This is a genomic window from Pseudomonas sputi, from assembly GCF_021603585.1.
GTDB classification, from domain to species: domain Bacteria; phylum Pseudomonadota; class Gammaproteobacteria; order Pseudomonadales; family Pseudomonadaceae; genus Aquipseudomonas; species Aquipseudomonas sputi.
The window spans coordinates 237825-252106 of the sequence record NZ_BQHI01000003.1; the positions used below are offsets into that span (position 1 = coordinate 237825).

Sequence of the window (14282 nt, forward strand, 5' to 3'; positions counted from 1 at the left end):
CTCCCGAAAAATCCCACGTATTCAAGAGAAGCTCCTGTCACCCCATGCGTATCGATCCTCGCCCGTTGCCCGCCACTCTGCCGTTTCTCGGTGACCTGCCACCCCTGCTGACCCGCCTGTACGCGGCGCGGGGCGTGCAGTCCGAGGCGGAGCTGGACAAGAGCCTGGCGCGGCTGATTCCGTTCCAGCAGCTCAAAGGGATCGATGCGGCGGTTGACCTGCTGGTGACAGCGCTGGAGCAGCGTCAGCGGATCCTGATCGTTGGTGACTTCGATGCCGACGGCGCGACGGCCAGCACCGTGGGCGTGCTCGGTTTGCGCCTGCTGGGCGCGGCGCACGTCGATTATCTGGTGCCCAACCGCTTCGAATACGGCTACGGCCTGACCCCGGAGATCGTCGAAGTCGCGATGACCCGCGAGCCGCAACTGTTGATCACCGTCGACAACGGTATTTCCAGCGTTGAAGGCGTTGCGGCCGCGAAGCGTCACGGTTTGAAGGTCTTGATCACCGATCACCACTTGCCCGGCGATGAACTGCCGCAGGCCGATGCGCTGGTCAATCCGAACCAGCCTGGTTGCGCGTTTCCGAGCAAGGCGCTGGCCGGGGTCGGGGTGATCTTCTATGTGTTGATGGCCTTGCGCGCACGCCTGCGCAGCCTCGGCTGGTACGAGAGCAAGCCGCAGCCGAACATCGGCGAACTGCTGGATCTGGTGGCGCTGGGCAGCGTTGCCGACGTAGTGCCGCTGGATGCCAACAACCGGATTCTGGTGCACCAGGGCCTGGAGCGGATTCGCGCCGGGCGCGCGCGGCCGGGGATCAAGGCGATCCTGGAGGTGGCCAAGCGTGAAGCCTCGCGTATTACCTCAACCGACCTCGGTTTCATCGTCGGCCCGCGCCTGAACGCGGCGGGGCGTCTGGATGACATGAGCCTGGGCATCGAGTGCCTGCTGACCCACGACGCTGCGCTGTCCCGGGAAATGGCCGCGCAACTGGACGGCATGAACCAGGATCGCAAATCCATCGAGCAGGGCATGCAGCGTGAGGCGCTGGCCCAGCTCAAGGACTTGCCGGTCGATTCGATGCCGTTCGGTCTTTGCCTGTTCGACCCGGAATGGCACCAGGGTGTCATCGGTATTCTGGCGTCGCGAATGAAGGAGCGTTATTTCCGCCCGACCATCGCCTTCGCCGATGCCGGTGACGGTTTGCTCAAGGGCTCAGGGCGTTCGGTGCAGGGTTTTCATATTCGCGATGCATTGAGCGTGGTGGCAGCGCAGCATCCGGACCTGATCACGAAGTACGGCGGCCACGCGATGGCGGCAGGGCTGACCTTGCCGCAGGAGCATTTTCCGTTGTTCGCCGAGGCCTTCGACGCCGAAGTGCGCAGGCAGCTTCGCGAAGAGGATCTGACCGGGCGCCTGCTGTCGGATGGCACGCTGGCGGTCGAGGAGTTTCATCTGGAACTGGCTCGGGCCCTGCGTCACGCCGGGCCGTGGGGCCAGCATTTCCCCGAGCCGCTGTTTCACGGTGTGTTCCAGTTGGTCGAGCAGCGGGTGGTCGGGGAGCGGCACCTGAAAGTGGTGCTGAAGACTGAATGCGGCTCGGTGAAGCTGGATGGCATTGCCTTCGGCATCGATCGCGATATCTGGCCGAATCCGACGATCAAATGGGTCGAACTGGCGTACAAACTCGACCTCAACGAGTTTCGCGGCAATGAAACCGTGCAACTGATGATCGCCCACATCGAACCGCGTTGACCCCTTCGCGAGCTTGCTCGCGAACGCGGACTCACACACACACACAGAATCACTCTGAACCCTCCCTCATCCCCGGATGTCGACTAGGCTCTAAGCACTGCTTGATTGGCCTTGTGACGTCTTGTCGATTTTTTTGCCCGCGGGGGCGGGTGCTGTACCTTTTTCCTGTCACTCGTCGACTTTTCAAACAGAACCCTGGAGCCTGCCCACTGATTTGAGAGGTGCCCCATGAGTCTGCTGCTGGAACCCTTTACCGTTCGCCAACTGACCCTGCCCAACCGCATCGCCGTGTCGCCCATGTGCCAGTACTCCAGCGTCGATGGCCTGGCCAACGACTGGCATCTGGTGCACCTCGGCAGCCGTGCCGTGGGGGGCGCCGGTCTGGTATTCACTGAAGCCACGGCGATCACGGCCGACGGGCGGATCACCGCCGAAGACCTGGGCCTGTGGAACGACGAACAGATCGCACCGCTGCAACGCATCACCCGTTTCATCAATGCGCAGGGCGCAGTGGCCGGCATTCAACTGGCCCACGCCGGGCGCAAGGCCAGCACCCATCGGCCGTGGATCGGCAAACATGGCAGCGTCAAACCGGAGGACGGTGGCTGGACGCCGGTCGGGCCGTCACCGATTGCCTTTGACCCGCAACACACCCAACCCAAACAACTGGATGAAGGGCAGATCGCCCAGGTCATTCAGGATTTCGTAGCCGCCGCCAAACGTGCGCTGACCGCCGGTTTCAGTGTGGTCGAGGTGCACGCGGCACACGGTTATCTGCTGCACCAGTTTCTTTCGCCGCTGAGCAATCAGCGCCGCGACCAGTACGGTGGTTCGTTCGAAAACCGTATTCGTCTGGTGCTGCAAGTGACCGAGGCGGTACGCGCCGTATGGCCGGAAGAGTTGCCGGTGTTCGTGCGCCTGTCGGCCACCGATTGGGTTGAGGACGGCTGGAACCCGGATGAAACCGTGGAACTGGCGCGCCGCCTGAAAGCCTTGGGGGCTGACCTGATCGATGTGTCCTCGGGCGGCACGGCAGCCAACGCCGAAATCCCCGTGGGGCCGGGTTATCAGACGCGCTTTGCCGAGCGGGTGCGCAAGGAGTCAGGCATCGCCACCGGCACCGTGGGAATGATTACCGAGCCTGCGCAAGCCGAGCACATCCTGCGAACCTGCCAGGCCGACATCATCTTCCTCGCCCGCGAGCTGTTGCGTGATCCGTACTGGCCGCTGCATGCCGACGATGACCTGGGCGGCCGCAAAGCGGTGTGGCCGGCGCAGTATCAACGTGCGACCCATCGGGATCAGCCGATTCACGAGTCTGATCTGCGGGATTGATTCCGACCGGTCGCAACGCCTATAAAACCCGCCGTTGAACTGGCGGGTTTTTTCTTGCCTGTCGTTTGGAATTGCAAAGGAATGGATCGCATGTTGATCGAACGAGAACTGACGGAATCCGACTTGCCGCTGCTGGCGCTGATCGACCGCAGCGAGTTGGTCGAGGAGTGCTATCGCGTGGAAGACGGTGAGTTGATTCTGTATCCGGCGCGTTTCGACATGCGCGGCTGGCCCGAAGGGGAGGCGGAGGAGAATGCGCGGGTATTGGAAAAGTGCTGGCGCAGCGGCGCGTGGCTACACGGGATTTTCGATGGCGAGACACTGGTGGCGGCAGTGGTTGTGGATAACCGGGTTATGCACCATCAGGGCCTGAACATGCGGCAGTTGAAGTTTCTGCACATCAGCCGTGCCTGGCGTGGCCAGGGGCTGGGCGGGCGGTTGTTTGCTTTGGCTAGCAAGCATGGCCGGGAGGTCGGCGCCGAGGCGTTGTACATCTCGGCGACCGAGTCGCGCAATACCGTGGAGTTCTATCAGCGCCAGGGTTGCCGGTTGCTGGAGCAACCGGACCCCGAGCTGTTTGATCTGGAACCCCATGATATTCACCTGTACTGCCCGTTGGCCTGACGGCTCAAGGCATCAAGGATACTTGCGTTTGTCCGGCGCTGGCGGGAAGTACTGGTACAACCAGGTCTCGCTCAGCGTGCGATCGTTGGTGCGGATGAACAGTCGCAGCTCAACTGGCTCGACGCTGTCATTGGTTGGGTACCAGTCGAACAGGATCCGGTAGCCCTTGATGTCATCCAGCACCAGTACGCTGAAGTCCTGCACCTTGCCGTTGGAGCAGGTCACCACCGGTTCGATTCCGGTGCCCTGCGGCAGGCGATCCAGACCGCCACCGGTGAAATCCACAGCGAAACGGCGGGCCCAGACCGGCGGATAGTGCTCACCCGGTGCCCAGCCTTCAACGAATCCACCCATGCCCGAACGGGTCGCGTGCACTCGCGCCAGCGGCGTGCCGACCGGTGGCAGGGCGCTCCAGTAGAGCTTGTAGCCGTAGTTCAGCGAGTCGCCGGCGGCCACGGGTTTTTTCGGTGTCCAGAACGCGACGATGTTATCGAGGGTTTCGCCGGTTGTAGGAATTTCCAGCAGATCGATGGAGCCTTCGCCCCACGCGGTTGTAGGTTCTACCCACAGGCTCGGACGCTTGCTGTACCAGTCGACGGTGTCCTGGTAGTTGGCGAATTCGTGGTCGGTCTGCACCAGACCGAAACCTTTCGGATCGGTGTCGGCGAAGGCGTTGAATTGCAGGGTCGCCGGGTTGTTCAGCGGGCGGCAGATCCACTCGCCGTTGCCGCGCCACATGGCCAGACGATCCGAGTCATGGATTTGCGGGTGAATGGTGTCGCACATCCGGCGCTCGTGAGTACCGCAGCTGAACATGCTGGTCATCGGGGCGATGCCCAGTTGTTCGATGGCGGTACGGGCGTTGATGTGGGCATCGACCTCCATCACCACGCGCTCGGCCTGGCAATCGATGTCGAAGCGATAGGCACCGGTCGCGCTTGGCGAGTCGAGCAGGGCGTAGACCACGAAGCGGGTCGCGTTCTGATCCGGGGTCTCGAACCAGAACTTGGTGAAGTCAGGAAATTCTTCGCGCTTCTTGGCGTAGGTGTCCACGGCCAGGCCACGGGCGGAGAGGCCATATTGGCCAGTGGCATCCACCGCGCGGAAGTAGCTGGCGCCGAGGAACGACACCACGTCATGCCGATCCAGTTCCGGCGCCTTGAACAGCTTGAAGCCGGCAAAACCCAGGTCGCCCTTGAGCTGCTGGGTGTCGACCGAGGTGTTTTCATAGTTGAACAGCTGAGGGCGGAAATGCACCTCGCGGGCCGTGCGAGTCTTGGGATCGACGCTGTACATGCGCACCGGCTGACGGAAACCCATGCCGACGTGGAAAAACTGCACATCGAGCTGACCCTTGTTTTCCTTCCACAACGAATGCTCGCCGTCGTAGCGGATCGCGTTGAAGTTCTGCGGGGTCATGGTCGCCAGGGTCGGCGGCAGCACCTGTTTGGTGTCCTGATAGACGCTGCCGGCCAGTTGTTTGGCCTGACGTTTCAGCGTTTCGAAGTCGAAGGCCTGGGCTTCACCGTCGGCGGCACCGCCAGAGGCGGCCCAGGCGCGTGCGGCGAGCAGGCCGGAGGCGGAAAGGCCGGTATAAGCCGCAATGGCCATGGACGCTTTGAGCAAATTCCTGCGGTGCATAAATACAACCTGTCGTGGACAATCCCGCGCCGTTCCTGGCACGTACTGGATCAGAAATTACGGTTCGGACAAGCCTTCGGCCAAACGCTACGGACGAGTAACAGATGCCCGCTAGCTTAATCGGTTCGCCGATTTTGCAAAATTCATTGATAGCACGGCGACAGCGTCTCAATGAAACAAGACGTTACGGTTACTTATCCCACAGCCTTTTCTGATTTATAGGGCATATCTGCTTTTTTCGACTAATTACTCTAAAAACCACTTTTCAGCACCGATTTAATTTCTATTCTATGGGCATCGCCGGTCACGACCCACTCGACCGGCAGGGCTCAAATCGCTGCTTAAAGGAGCAGGGCGATGCGGTTTTCGAGAAATTTCTGACGTACTGGAAAAGGACATCGTCCATGACAAAAGGACAAGGCATCACCGAAATGTTGGGCATCTTTCCCTGCCTCACCAACGTCCGGCGAAGACGCCGGCTCAGTCCTGATGAGCTGAAGCTGGTGGAGCGTTACCGCGAGTTGTCGGAGAGCGACCGGATTGCGATGCGGTATCTGGTGGATGCGATGAGGAGTGTTTCGCGGTTCTAGTGAGGTGAACAGCCAGCCGTACTTGCTACGGCTGGTTTACCAATTTTCTGGTTGTTCTGCGCGCTGGTGCAGAATTCTCAAGACCTGGATCTGGCCATCCTCCAGGCGATATGGCGCAATGAATGGATAACGGGTCAGCACCAGTTCGCGTGTATCCGGCACGACTGAAGGCCGGCCTGAGCCCGGAAATTGCTTCAATTGATCAAACGCTCCAAGAATGGAGTTCACGACACCAAACGCTGGATCGGCACCCAAGATGCCTTGGTAATACTCAAAAATTGTTTCTAGATCGTTTTCAGCTCGTTCAGTTAGTACTACGTTCGGCACGTTTTGCCCACTTAGCCTTCACGGCATCCAGATCAGTAAGATTTCCAGCATCGGCATCAGCAATCCCCTCGCTGATGGCTTGCAGATGCCAAGACTCCGCTTCCACATATCTAACCAACGCACGCTTGAGATGGTACTGGCGGTCTCGGTCAGTGGCCGCGGCCAATTGATCCAACTGTTGAGCGAGCAATTCTTCGACGCGGAAGGATAAAACGGGCGAGGCCATGGAAGATCTCCTGCGTGTGTATACGCTGTAAACGACGTAGACACCCTAGGCCGCAATAACATCGGCGTCAACCAGTCAGAGTGCGAGGTTGAGGAAAACTCTAGTGGACTTGAACGCGTCTGGAAGACGGGATGTGTTGCGAAATGCTTGGTTGATGCCCCGGCGACCTAATCGCCGCCGGGGCAAACCCACTGACTTTCAGAGTCAGCCGCAAGAACGCGGCGCTGGATACGGCTGCTGTGCCTGCATCAACTCAGGCATGTCCCGCCATTTCACCCAGGCCTGTTGTTGCCAGTGCAGCAGCGGCACGGTGACGCCGGCCCAATGCACCGAGCTCAGACTCGGGCAATTTTCCGCTGTTGTTGAGCCGGTTTCCCGCAGGATGGGAATCACCTCATTGCTCAGCCATTGGCGCAGATTGCGGTTTTCCGGGATGAAATGATGAACCAGCAGCGCATACATTCCGGATTCGCTGACCATCGGTGTCTCGACAACTTTGCCGTACTTGCGCAGCCGGACGGTGCGGCGTTGGTCGGGGTCGAGTTTAAGCGTGACGCGTAGGTTCAAGGGATGGCCCATCATGCGGCCCAGATCCTGAGCGCAGAACCAGGCTTGATGATCGAGCAGGAGGGCGTGGAGGAAGCGGTTGTGGCGGGTGAAAACCGTAGGGATGAAGTACGTCTGGGTTTCAGGTGAATTTGGCGCGTGCATAGTCAATTTCTACTCCATGTTGAAATGAGAGCCGCCACTAATCCTTCGACAGATTTGGGTGGCGAACCGTGCGGCGTTCGAAGTCGGAACATTCTCGATCAACATGGAAGCCGAGAGGCCCGCGCCACACGGTCCGCCATAACGCGAATCCGAAAGGCAAAAAAGCCTCGGTTTCTATGGAGGACGCAGTTGCGCCATGTTGATGATGTACCGGCTTCGACCCCGGGCCGCTGATGGGGCAGCGACGGGATAAAGCCTATCGGTCAGGCGCTAGCGGCGCCCAGTCTACGCTGTGGACGCGTAGCGTAGGAAATGTGGCTTCTTCTTGAAGTCTGTATCTGTAGGAAATGCCTGTTTTTGTATGGCCGTCAGCCAGACTACACCTGAAGCGTGATTTTTCCTTTATGAATCTCCGGCATCCCCCAGGGTGGGCGGCAGCTCAAAGGATTCTTCCGAAGGTGGGGAAGATCTACGTAGCGGCGCTAACCTGGAAGTGAACTCAATGACGACTGTATTTATTGCTGGCTCTATCAATATCAAGAACCTTGATCCGAAGGTTAAGGAGCGTATCAGTAATATCGTTGCGTCTGAATTTGAGGTGGTCGTTGGTGATGCGGGTGGCGCCGATACCTCCATTCAGGAATATCTGCTGAGTCTTGAACGATCCAGAACCACTGTGTTCTGTAGCGGTCCAGCGCCGCGGAACAACCTCGGACAGTGGCCCGCCAGAACAGTGGACTCCAAACACTCCAAAGGATCGAGGGCCTTCTTCACCGAGAAAGACGTGGTGATGGCCGAAGCCGCTGACTACGGCTTGATGATATGGGATGCGAAGAGCACCGGAACGCTCAGCAACGTCATAGAACTGCTGTCGAGAAAGAAGAAGTCCCTTGTCTTCGTCAACAAGGAGAAGGAATTCAAAGTGGTGGGAGACGTCAATCAGCTCGAAGAGTTGATTGCATTCATGTCTGACCACGCCAAGCAAAAAGCCAACGAAAAAATCAAATTGTTCGATCGTATTTCCTCGCTGAAATACGATCAGTCCGAGCTTTTCTTTTGATGTTTTGCGTCGGCTTTCTTGAACCCCGGCACTCTATCGGTGCCGGGGCCAAACGCTTTTAGCGACCCACCTTCCAAGCATCCCCAGCCGGCGCCTTCCCATGGTCATACGGCTTGCCAATCCACATGTAAATCAACCCCAGCCCAATCACGATCGCCGTGCTCAGCACCATCGCGTAGTTGATGTACCACGCTGCATCCGGCGTACGTGGCCAGGCCATGTTGATGATTGCGCCGACGCCGTACACCAGCGCGCCGATGTTCACCGGCCAGCCCCAGGCGCCGAGGGTGAATTTGCCGCTCGGTTTCCAGCCTTTGCTGCGGGCGTACAGGGCGGCGAGGACGATCATCTGGAACGCTAGGTAAATGCCGATGGCGGCGAAGCTGACGATGGTGGCCACGGCGTCTTGCAGGAAGAAGCCGAGGGCGATGATCAGGCCGGGCAGGACGCCGGACACGAACAGTGCAGCAACCGGCACCTGGGTCGTGGGAGAAATCTTTTTCAGCAGTCGGCTGCCGATGACCATTTCATCGCGAGCGTAGGAGTACAGCAGACGACTCGCCGCCGCTTGCAGGCTGATGACGCAGGAGATGAAGGAAATCATCACCACGCCCATCACCACTTTCGAACCGACCGGGCCGAAGGCGTTGTTGAGGATGGTGGTGACCGGGTCCTTATCGGTGCCGTTGATCACCGCTTGCATGTCCGGCACGGCGAGGATCAGCGCCAGGCAAGCGAACATCGCCGCGATGCCGCCGATGTAGATGGTCATGCGCATGGCCACCGGGATTTTTGCGCTCGGGTTCGGGGTTTCTTCGGCCACGTCGCCGCAGGCTTCGAAGCCGTAGTAGAGGAACATCCCCGCCAACGACGCGGTGAGGAACGCCGGCAGGTAAGAGCCGTCGACGCTGATATCGAAGGTGTTGAACAGCACGCTGATCGGCTGGTGACGCTCGAAGATCAGCAGGTACACGCCGACGATCACCGCGCCCACCAGTTCGCAGAGGAAGCCGAACATGGCGATCCGCGCCAGCACTTGGGTGCCGCTGAGATTCACCAGGGTGGCGAACAGCGTCAGCACCAGGGCAATGACGATGTTGGTGTTGTTGCTCGGCTCAAAACCGAGCATGGCCGCGAGGTACGGGCCCGCGCCGACCGCCACGGCAGCGATGGTCACGCACAGGGCGATGGAATAGATCCAGCCGACCATCCACGCCCATTTCTTGCCGACCAACCGCCGCGCCCACGGATAAACACCCCCGGAAATCGGGAACTGCGACACCACTTCGCCGAAAATCAGGCACACCAGCAATTGCCCGCAACCGACCAGCAAATAGGCCCAGAACATCGGTGGTCCGCCGGCGGCCAGGCACAGGCCGAACAGGGTATAAACCCCTACGACCGGTGACAGATAAGTGAAGCCCAATGCGAAGTTTTCCCACAGGCTCATGCTGCGGTTGAAGTTGGAGGTGTAGCCCAGTTGGCGCAGTTGTTCGGCATCGCTGTCGGCAACGGCGGCTGAGAGATCGGGTGATGCACTCATGTGTGTTTGCTCCGTGAAATCGGCAGATTTCGGATGGCCGAAGCCGTGGCGGTGCCGTGAAGGCGCCGCCCGGATCGGTAGTTATTGTTTTGAATGCCTGGTGGTGCGTAATGCCGGTTTCCTTCCTGAAACCGAGGTGACGCCATCGCCAGCCTGCTGGCGATGCTTTTAGTGCTTGAACATCACATGCCGAACCGTGGTGTAGTCCTCCAGCCCGTACATGGACATGTCCTTGCCGTAACCGGACAGTTTCTGACCGCCGTGGGGCATTTCGCTGACAAGCATGAAGTGCGTGTTCACCCAGGTGCAGCCGTACTGCAAACGGGCGGACAGGCGATGGGCGCGCCCGACATCCGTCGTCCACACCGAGGACGCCAGGCCGTAGTCCGAATCGTTGGCCCACTCCAGCGCCTGAGCCTCATCGGTGAATTTGGTCACCGACACCACCGGCCCGAACACTTCGCGACGGACGATTTCGTCATCCTGCTGCGCGTCGGCCAGCACCGTCGGTTCGAAGAAGAAACCATTGCCTTCGACAGCTTTACCGCCAGTGATCAAGCGAATGTGCGGTTGCGCCACGGCGCGTTCGACAAACCCGGCCACGCGGTCGCGATGCTGGGCGGTGATCAGCGGCCCGAGTTCGGTCGACGGATCATCCTGCAAGCCGTACTTGATGCTGCTGACCGCTGCGCCGAGCTTCTCGACGAACTGGTCGTAGATGCCTTGCTGGGCATAGATCCGGCACGCGGCGGTGCAGTCCTGACCGGCGTTGTAGAAGCCGAAGGTGCGAATGCCTTCGACCGCCGCGTCGATGTCGGCGTCGTCGAAGATGATCACCGGAGCCTTGCCGCCCAGTTCCATGTGCATGCGTTTGACGCTGTCAGCGGTGCTGGAAATGATGTTCGAACCGGTGGCGATAGAGCCGGTCAGCGAGACCATGCGCACTTTCGGATGGGTCACCAGCGGACTGCCCACGCTCGGCCCACGCCCGAACACCAGATTGAGTACACCGGCCGGGAAAATATCCGACGCCAGTTCGGCCAGACGCAACGCGGTCAGCGGGGTTTGTTCCGACGGCTTGAGCACCACGGTATTACCGGCGGCGAGGGCCGGGGCGATTTTCCAGGCGACCATCATCAGCGGGTAGTTCCACGGCGCAATGGAGGCGATCACGCCCACCGGGTCGCGGCGGATCATCGAGGTGTGGCCGGGCAGGTATTCGCCGCCGGCCGAACCGCTCATGCAACGGCTGGCGCCAGCGAAGAAACGGAACACGTCGGCGATCGCCGGAATCTCGTCGTTCAGCGCGGCGCTGTAGGGTTTGCCGCAGTTGTCCGATTCCAGTTTCGCCAGCTCTTCGCCGTGGGCTTCGATGGCGTCGGCGAGTTTGAGCAGCAACAGCGAACGATCCTTCGGCGTGGTCTGCGACCATTCGGCGAAGGCACTGTCGGCGGCGCGCACGGCGGCATCGACCTGGGCCTCGGTGGCTTCGTTGATTTCCACCAGCACTTCGCCCCGCGCCGGGTTGAGCACCGGTTGCGCCGGGCCTTCGCCGTTGACCAGTTGGCCGTTGATCAAGAGTTTGGTTTGCATGTTGTTGTCCTCTTTCTACTGCAAATTCAGGGTGGGAAAGATCAGGGAAATCATTTGCCGCCGCTGCCCGCGACGCTCTCGCCACCCCGGGTCAGGTAGTAGGCGCCAAGGATCGGCAGCATGGTCACGAACATCACCAGCATCGCCACGACGTTGGTCACTGGCACATCCCGTGGGCGGCTCAGTTGATTGAGCAACCACAGCGGCAAGGTGCGCTCATGGCCGGCGGTGAAAGTGGTGACGATGATTTCGTCGAACGACAGCGCAAACGCGAGCATGCCGCCGGCAAGCAAAGCCGAGCCAAGGTTGGGCAGGATGATGTAGCGGAAGGTCTGCCAGCCGTCGGCGCCGAGATCCATCGACGCCTCGATCAGGCTGTGCGAGGTACGGCGCAGACGGGCGATGACGTTGTTGTAGACGATCACCACACAGAAGGTCGCGTGGCCGACGATGATGGTGAACATTCCCGGCTCGATCCCCAGCGTCTTGAAGGTCGCCAGCAGCGCGATCCCGGTGATGATCCCCGGCAGTGCAATGGGCAGGATCAGCATCAGCGAAATGCCCTGTTTGCCGAAGAAGTCCCGACGGTACAGCGCCGCCGAAGCGAGGGTGCCGAGCACCATGGCAATCAGCGTGGCGATGGCCGCGATCTGCAACGACAGCTTGATCGCTTCCAGCACGTCCGGCCGCGAAAACGCCACGCTGAACCAGTGCAGCGTGAAGCCTTTCGGTGGAAAGCTGAACGCCGCGTCTTCGGTGTTGAAGGCGTAAAGGAAGATGATCAGGATCGGGAAGTGCAGAAACACCAACCCGCCCCAGGCTGCGATTTTCAGCCCTATGGATGCTTTGTCAGAGTGCATCGAAAGCCCCCAGTCGTTTGACGATGGACAGGTAGATGGCGATCAGCACGATCGGCACCAGCGTGAACGCCGCGGCCATTGGCATGTTGCCGATTGCGCCTTGCTGCGCGTAGACCATGCTGCCGACGAAGTAGCCCGGCGGGCCCACCAGTTGCGGCACGATGAAGTCGCCCAGGGTCAGCGAGAACGTGAAAATGGAACCGGCGGCAATCCCCGGCACCGACAGCGGCAGAATGACCTGCATGAAAGTCTGGCGCGGCTTGGCCCCGAGGTCGGCGGAGGCTTGCAGCAACGATGGCGGCAGGCGTTCCAGTGAGGCCTGGATCGGCAGGATCATGAACGGCAGCCAGATGTAGACGAACACCATGAACCGGCCCAGGTGCGAGGTCGACAAGGTGCTGCCGCCGACCCCGGGAATCCCCAGAATGAACTGCAGAACCGGCTCCAGCCCCAGGTGCTGAACGAACCACTGCGCCACGCCGCCCTTGGCCAGCAGCAGCGTCCAGGCGTAGGCCTTGACGATGTAGCTGGCCCACATCGGCATCATCACCGCGATGTAGAAAAACGCCTTGGTCTTGCCGGTGGTGTAGCGCGCCATGTAGTAGGCAATCGGGAACGCGACGATGGCGCTGGCAATCGACACCACGACGGCCATGCTCAGGGTGCGCAGAATGATGTCGAAGTTCGACGGCTGAAACAGCGCGGCGAAGTTGGCCAGGGTCAGGTCGGGCGTGACGGCCATGGTGAAGTCGTCGAAGGTGTAGAAACCTTGCCACAACAACATCAGCAGCGAGCCCAGATAGATCGCGCCAAACCACAAAAGCGGCGGCACCAGCAGCATCGACAGGTACAGGTTCGGCTTGCGATAGAGCAGGTTGGAAAACCTGCGCAACGGCGCCGAATGCGGGAGGGCGAGGGCGGTCATGTCACACCTCGCTCGCAACGGTGTCGTGCAACGCAATCATCGCTTCCCGCGCCCAGCGTGCGCTGATGCGCTGGCCGGTCTGGTGCTGTGCGCTGCTGTCGATCCACTGATTGTTGGCCTGGCTGATGCTCAGGGTCTGGCCGTTTTCCAGGGTCAGTTCATAGCGCGTGGCGCTGCCCTGATACTGGATGTCGTGGAGCAGGCCGCTGACTTCGATTTCATGGCTGGCCAGCGGGCCTTCGGCGAAACGCACGTGTTCCGGACGGATTGAAAACGGCTGCGGATGGCCGCTGAGCTGACGCGCCAGATCGCCACGAATCACGTTCGAGGTGCCGACGAATTCGGCGACGAAGGTGGTTGTCGGTTTCATGTACAGGTTGCGCGGCGTGTCGACCTGTTCGATGCGGCCCTTGTTGAACACGGCTACGCGGTCGGACATCGACAGCGCTTCAGTCTGGTCGTGGGTGACGAAGATGAAGGTGATGCCGAGCTGGCGTTGCAGCTTCTTCAGTTCGCTCTGCATCTGTTCGCGCAGCTTCAGGTCAAGGGCGCCCAAAGGCTCATCGAGCAACAGCACGCGCGGACGATTGACCAGCGCGCGGGCGAGGGCGACACGTTGGCGCTGACCGCCGGACAATTGCACCGGTTTGCGCGTGCCGTAGCCACCGAGTGCGACCATGTCCAAGGCTTCTTCGGCGCGCTTGTGGCGTTCGGTTTTGCTCACACCTTTGACTTTCAAACCGTAGGCGACGTTGTCCAGCACGTTCATGTGCGGGAACAGCGCGTAATCCTGAAACACCGTGTTGACGTCACGTTGATAGGGCGGCAGGCCGGCGGCTTCGGCGCCGTGAATGCGGATCGAGCCCGCACTCGGTTGTTCGAACCCGGCGATCAGGCGCAGGCACGTGGTCTTGCCGGAACCTGAGGGGCCGAGCATGGAAAAGAACTCGCCGTCCTGGATATCGATGGAAACCCGGTCAACGGCCTTCACCTCGCCGAACTGCCGGGAAACGTTGGTGAACTGGACTGCAAGGGTCATGGTGCGGTGCTCCAAAAAGGCGAAGGCCGTCGCAGCGGCCCTGCCTGGACTTCT

At 60.4% G+C, this 14282-nt stretch carries 14 protein-coding genes; 5 read left to right on the forward strand and 9 right to left on the reverse strand.

The window, feature by feature from the left end; all coding sequences use genetic code 11:
* Nucleotides 1-44 precede the first annotated feature (44 nt).
* From recJ to L6D81_RS05985, 3 genes are all read left to right on the forward strand, one after another.
* A complete protein-coding gene (gene recJ, locus L6D81_RS05975; RefSeq protein WP_236178278.1) occupies nt 45-1754 on the forward strand; it encodes a single-stranded-DNA-specific exonuclease RecJ in 1710 nt (569 codons plus the stop codon).
* A 228-nt stretch (nt 1755-1982) separates the two neighbouring features.
* Nucleotides 1983-3089, forward strand: a complete 1107-nt coding sequence (locus L6D81_RS05980; protein ID WP_236178279.1) for an NADH:flavin oxidoreductase/NADH oxidase — start codon at nt 1983-1985, stop codon at nt 3087-3089.
* Nucleotides 3090-3179: 90 nt separating this feature from the next.
* On the forward strand, nt 3180-3713 hold the full coding sequence (locus tag L6D81_RS05985) for a GNAT family N-acetyltransferase (protein ID WP_236178280.1): 534 nt from the start codon (nt 3180-3182) through the stop codon (nt 3711-3713).
* Nucleotides 3714-3725: 12 nt separating this feature from the next.
* On the opposite strand, the gene L6D81_RS05990 is transcribed toward L6D81_RS05985, so the two are convergent.
* Nucleotides 3726-5354 carry a glucan biosynthesis protein D gene (locus tag L6D81_RS05990; RefSeq protein WP_236178281.1) on the reverse strand — a complete coding sequence of 543 codons (1629 nt, stop codon included), beginning with the start codon at nt 5352-5354 and terminating at the stop codon, nt 3726-3728.
* 404 nt (nt 5355-5758) lie between these two features.
* Between L6D81_RS05990 and L6D81_RS05995 the strand changes: the two genes are divergently transcribed.
* Entirely contained in the window at nt 5759-5944 is a 186-nt protein-coding gene (locus L6D81_RS05995) for a hypothetical protein (protein ID WP_007954656.1), read from the forward strand.
* Between the two features lie 36 nt (nt 5945-5980).
* Here the strand turns inward: L6D81_RS05995 and L6D81_RS06000 are convergent, their stop codons facing one another.
* The 3 genes from L6D81_RS06000 to L6D81_RS06010 all read right to left on the reverse strand — a co-directional run bounded on the left by L6D81_RS06000 (nt 5981) and on the right by L6D81_RS06010 (nt 7208).
* The gene (locus L6D81_RS06000; protein ID WP_236178282.1) at nt 5981-6271 is read right to left on the reverse strand and encodes a type II toxin-antitoxin system RelE/ParE family toxin; all 291 of its coding nucleotides are present in this window, start codon (nt 6269-6271) and stop codon (nt 5981-5983) included.
* Nucleotides 6249-6497: a CopG family ribbon-helix-helix protein gene (locus L6D81_RS06005; protein WP_236178283.1), complete on the reverse strand. Its 249-nt coding sequence runs from the start codon at nt 6495-6497 to the stop codon at nt 6249-6251. The genes L6D81_RS06000 and L6D81_RS06005 overlap by 23 nt, the downstream gene beginning before the upstream one ends.
* A 204-nt stretch (nt 6498-6701) precedes the next feature.
* Nucleotides 6702-7208, reverse strand: a complete 507-nt coding sequence (locus L6D81_RS06010; RefSeq protein WP_236178284.1) for a BRO-N domain-containing protein — start codon at nt 7206-7208, stop codon at nt 6702-6704.
* A gap of 502 nt (nt 7209-7710) precedes the next feature.
* Here L6D81_RS06010 and L6D81_RS06015 point away from each other — a divergent pair.
* Nucleotides 7711-8268: a hypothetical protein gene (locus L6D81_RS06015; RefSeq protein ID WP_085609157.1), complete on the forward strand. Its 558-nt coding sequence runs from the start codon at nt 7711-7713 to the stop codon at nt 8266-8268.
* A 58-nt stretch (nt 8269-8326) separates the two neighbouring features.
* Here the strand turns inward: L6D81_RS06015 and L6D81_RS06020 are convergent, their stop codons facing one another.
* From L6D81_RS06020 to L6D81_RS06040, 5 genes are all read right to left on the reverse strand, one after another.
* Nucleotides 8327-9811 carry an APC family permease gene (locus tag L6D81_RS06020; RefSeq protein ID WP_236178285.1) on the reverse strand — a complete coding sequence of 495 codons (1485 nt, stop codon included), beginning with the start codon at nt 9809-9811 and terminating at the stop codon, nt 8327-8329.
* A gap of 168 nt (nt 9812-9979) precedes the next feature.
* Nucleotides 9980-11404 (reverse strand): gamma-aminobutyraldehyde dehydrogenase, encoded by a 1425-nt coding sequence (locus L6D81_RS06025; RefSeq protein WP_236178286.1) that lies wholly within the window; start codon nt 11402-11404, stop codon nt 9980-9982.
* Nucleotides 11405-11454: 50 nt separating this feature from the next.
* Nucleotides 11455-12264, reverse strand: a complete 810-nt coding sequence (locus tag L6D81_RS06030) for an ABC transporter permease (protein ID WP_236178287.1) — start codon at nt 12262-12264, stop codon at nt 11455-11457.
* Entirely contained in the window at nt 12254-13189 is a 936-nt protein-coding gene (locus L6D81_RS06035; protein WP_236178288.1) for an ABC transporter permease, read from the reverse strand. Before L6D81_RS06035 ends, L6D81_RS06030 begins: the two co-directional genes overlap by 11 nt.
* 1 nt (nt 13190) lies before the next feature.
* On the reverse strand, nt 13191-14228 hold the full coding sequence (locus tag L6D81_RS06040) for an ABC transporter ATP-binding protein (protein WP_236178289.1): 1038 nt from the start codon (nt 14226-14228) through the stop codon (nt 13191-13193).
* Nucleotides 14229-14282 lie beyond the last annotated feature (54 nt).

Excerpts from the sequence above, each read along its gene's own strand:
- L6D81_RS06025 (WP_236178286.1), bottom strand. The coding sequence starts at position 11,404 with ATGCAAACCAAACTCTTGATCAACGGCCAACTGGTCAACGGCGAAGGC.
- L6D81_RS06020 (WP_236178285.1), bottom strand. The coding sequence starts at position 9,811 with ATGAGTGCATCACCCGATCTCTCAGCCGCCGTTGCCGACAGCGATGCC.
- L6D81_RS06005 (WP_236178283.1), bottom strand. The coding sequence starts at position 6,497 with ATGGCCTCGCCCGTTTTATCCTTCCGCGTCGAAGAATTGCTCGCTCAA.
- L6D81_RS06015 (WP_085609157.1), top strand. The coding sequence starts at position 7,711 with ATGACGACTGTATTTATTGCTGGCTCTATCAATATCAAGAACCTTGAT.
- L6D81_RS06035 (WP_236178288.1), bottom strand. The coding sequence starts at position 13,189 with ATGACCGCCCTCGCCCTCCCGCATTCGGCGCCGTTGCGCAGGTTTTCC.
- recJ (WP_236178278.1), top strand. The coding sequence starts at position 45 with ATGCGTATCGATCCTCGCCCGTTGCCCGCCACTCTGCCGTTTCTCGGT.
- L6D81_RS06010 (WP_236178284.1), bottom strand. The coding sequence starts at position 7,208 with ATGCACGCGCCAAATTCACCTGAAACCCAGACGTACTTCATCCCTACG.
- L6D81_RS05980 (WP_236178279.1), top strand. The coding sequence starts at position 1,983 with ATGAGTCTGCTGCTGGAACCCTTTACCGTTCGCCAACTGACCCTGCCC.
- L6D81_RS06030 (WP_236178287.1), bottom strand. The coding sequence starts at position 12,264 with ATGCACTCTGACAAAGCATCCATAGGGCTGAAAATCGCAGCCTGGGGC.
- L6D81_RS06040 (WP_236178289.1), bottom strand. The coding sequence starts at position 14,228 with ATGACCCTTGCAGTCCAGTTCACCAACGTTTCCCGGCAGTTCGGCGAG.
- L6D81_RS05990 (WP_236178281.1), bottom strand. The coding sequence starts at position 5,354 with ATGCACCGCAGGAATTTGCTCAAAGCGTCCATGGCCATTGCGGCTTAT.
- L6D81_RS05995 (WP_007954656.1), top strand. The coding sequence starts at position 5,759 with ATGACAAAAGGACAAGGCATCACCGAAATGTTGGGCATCTTTCCCTGC.
- L6D81_RS05985 (WP_236178280.1), top strand. The coding sequence starts at position 3,180 with ATGTTGATCGAACGAGAACTGACGGAATCCGACTTGCCGCTGCTGGCG.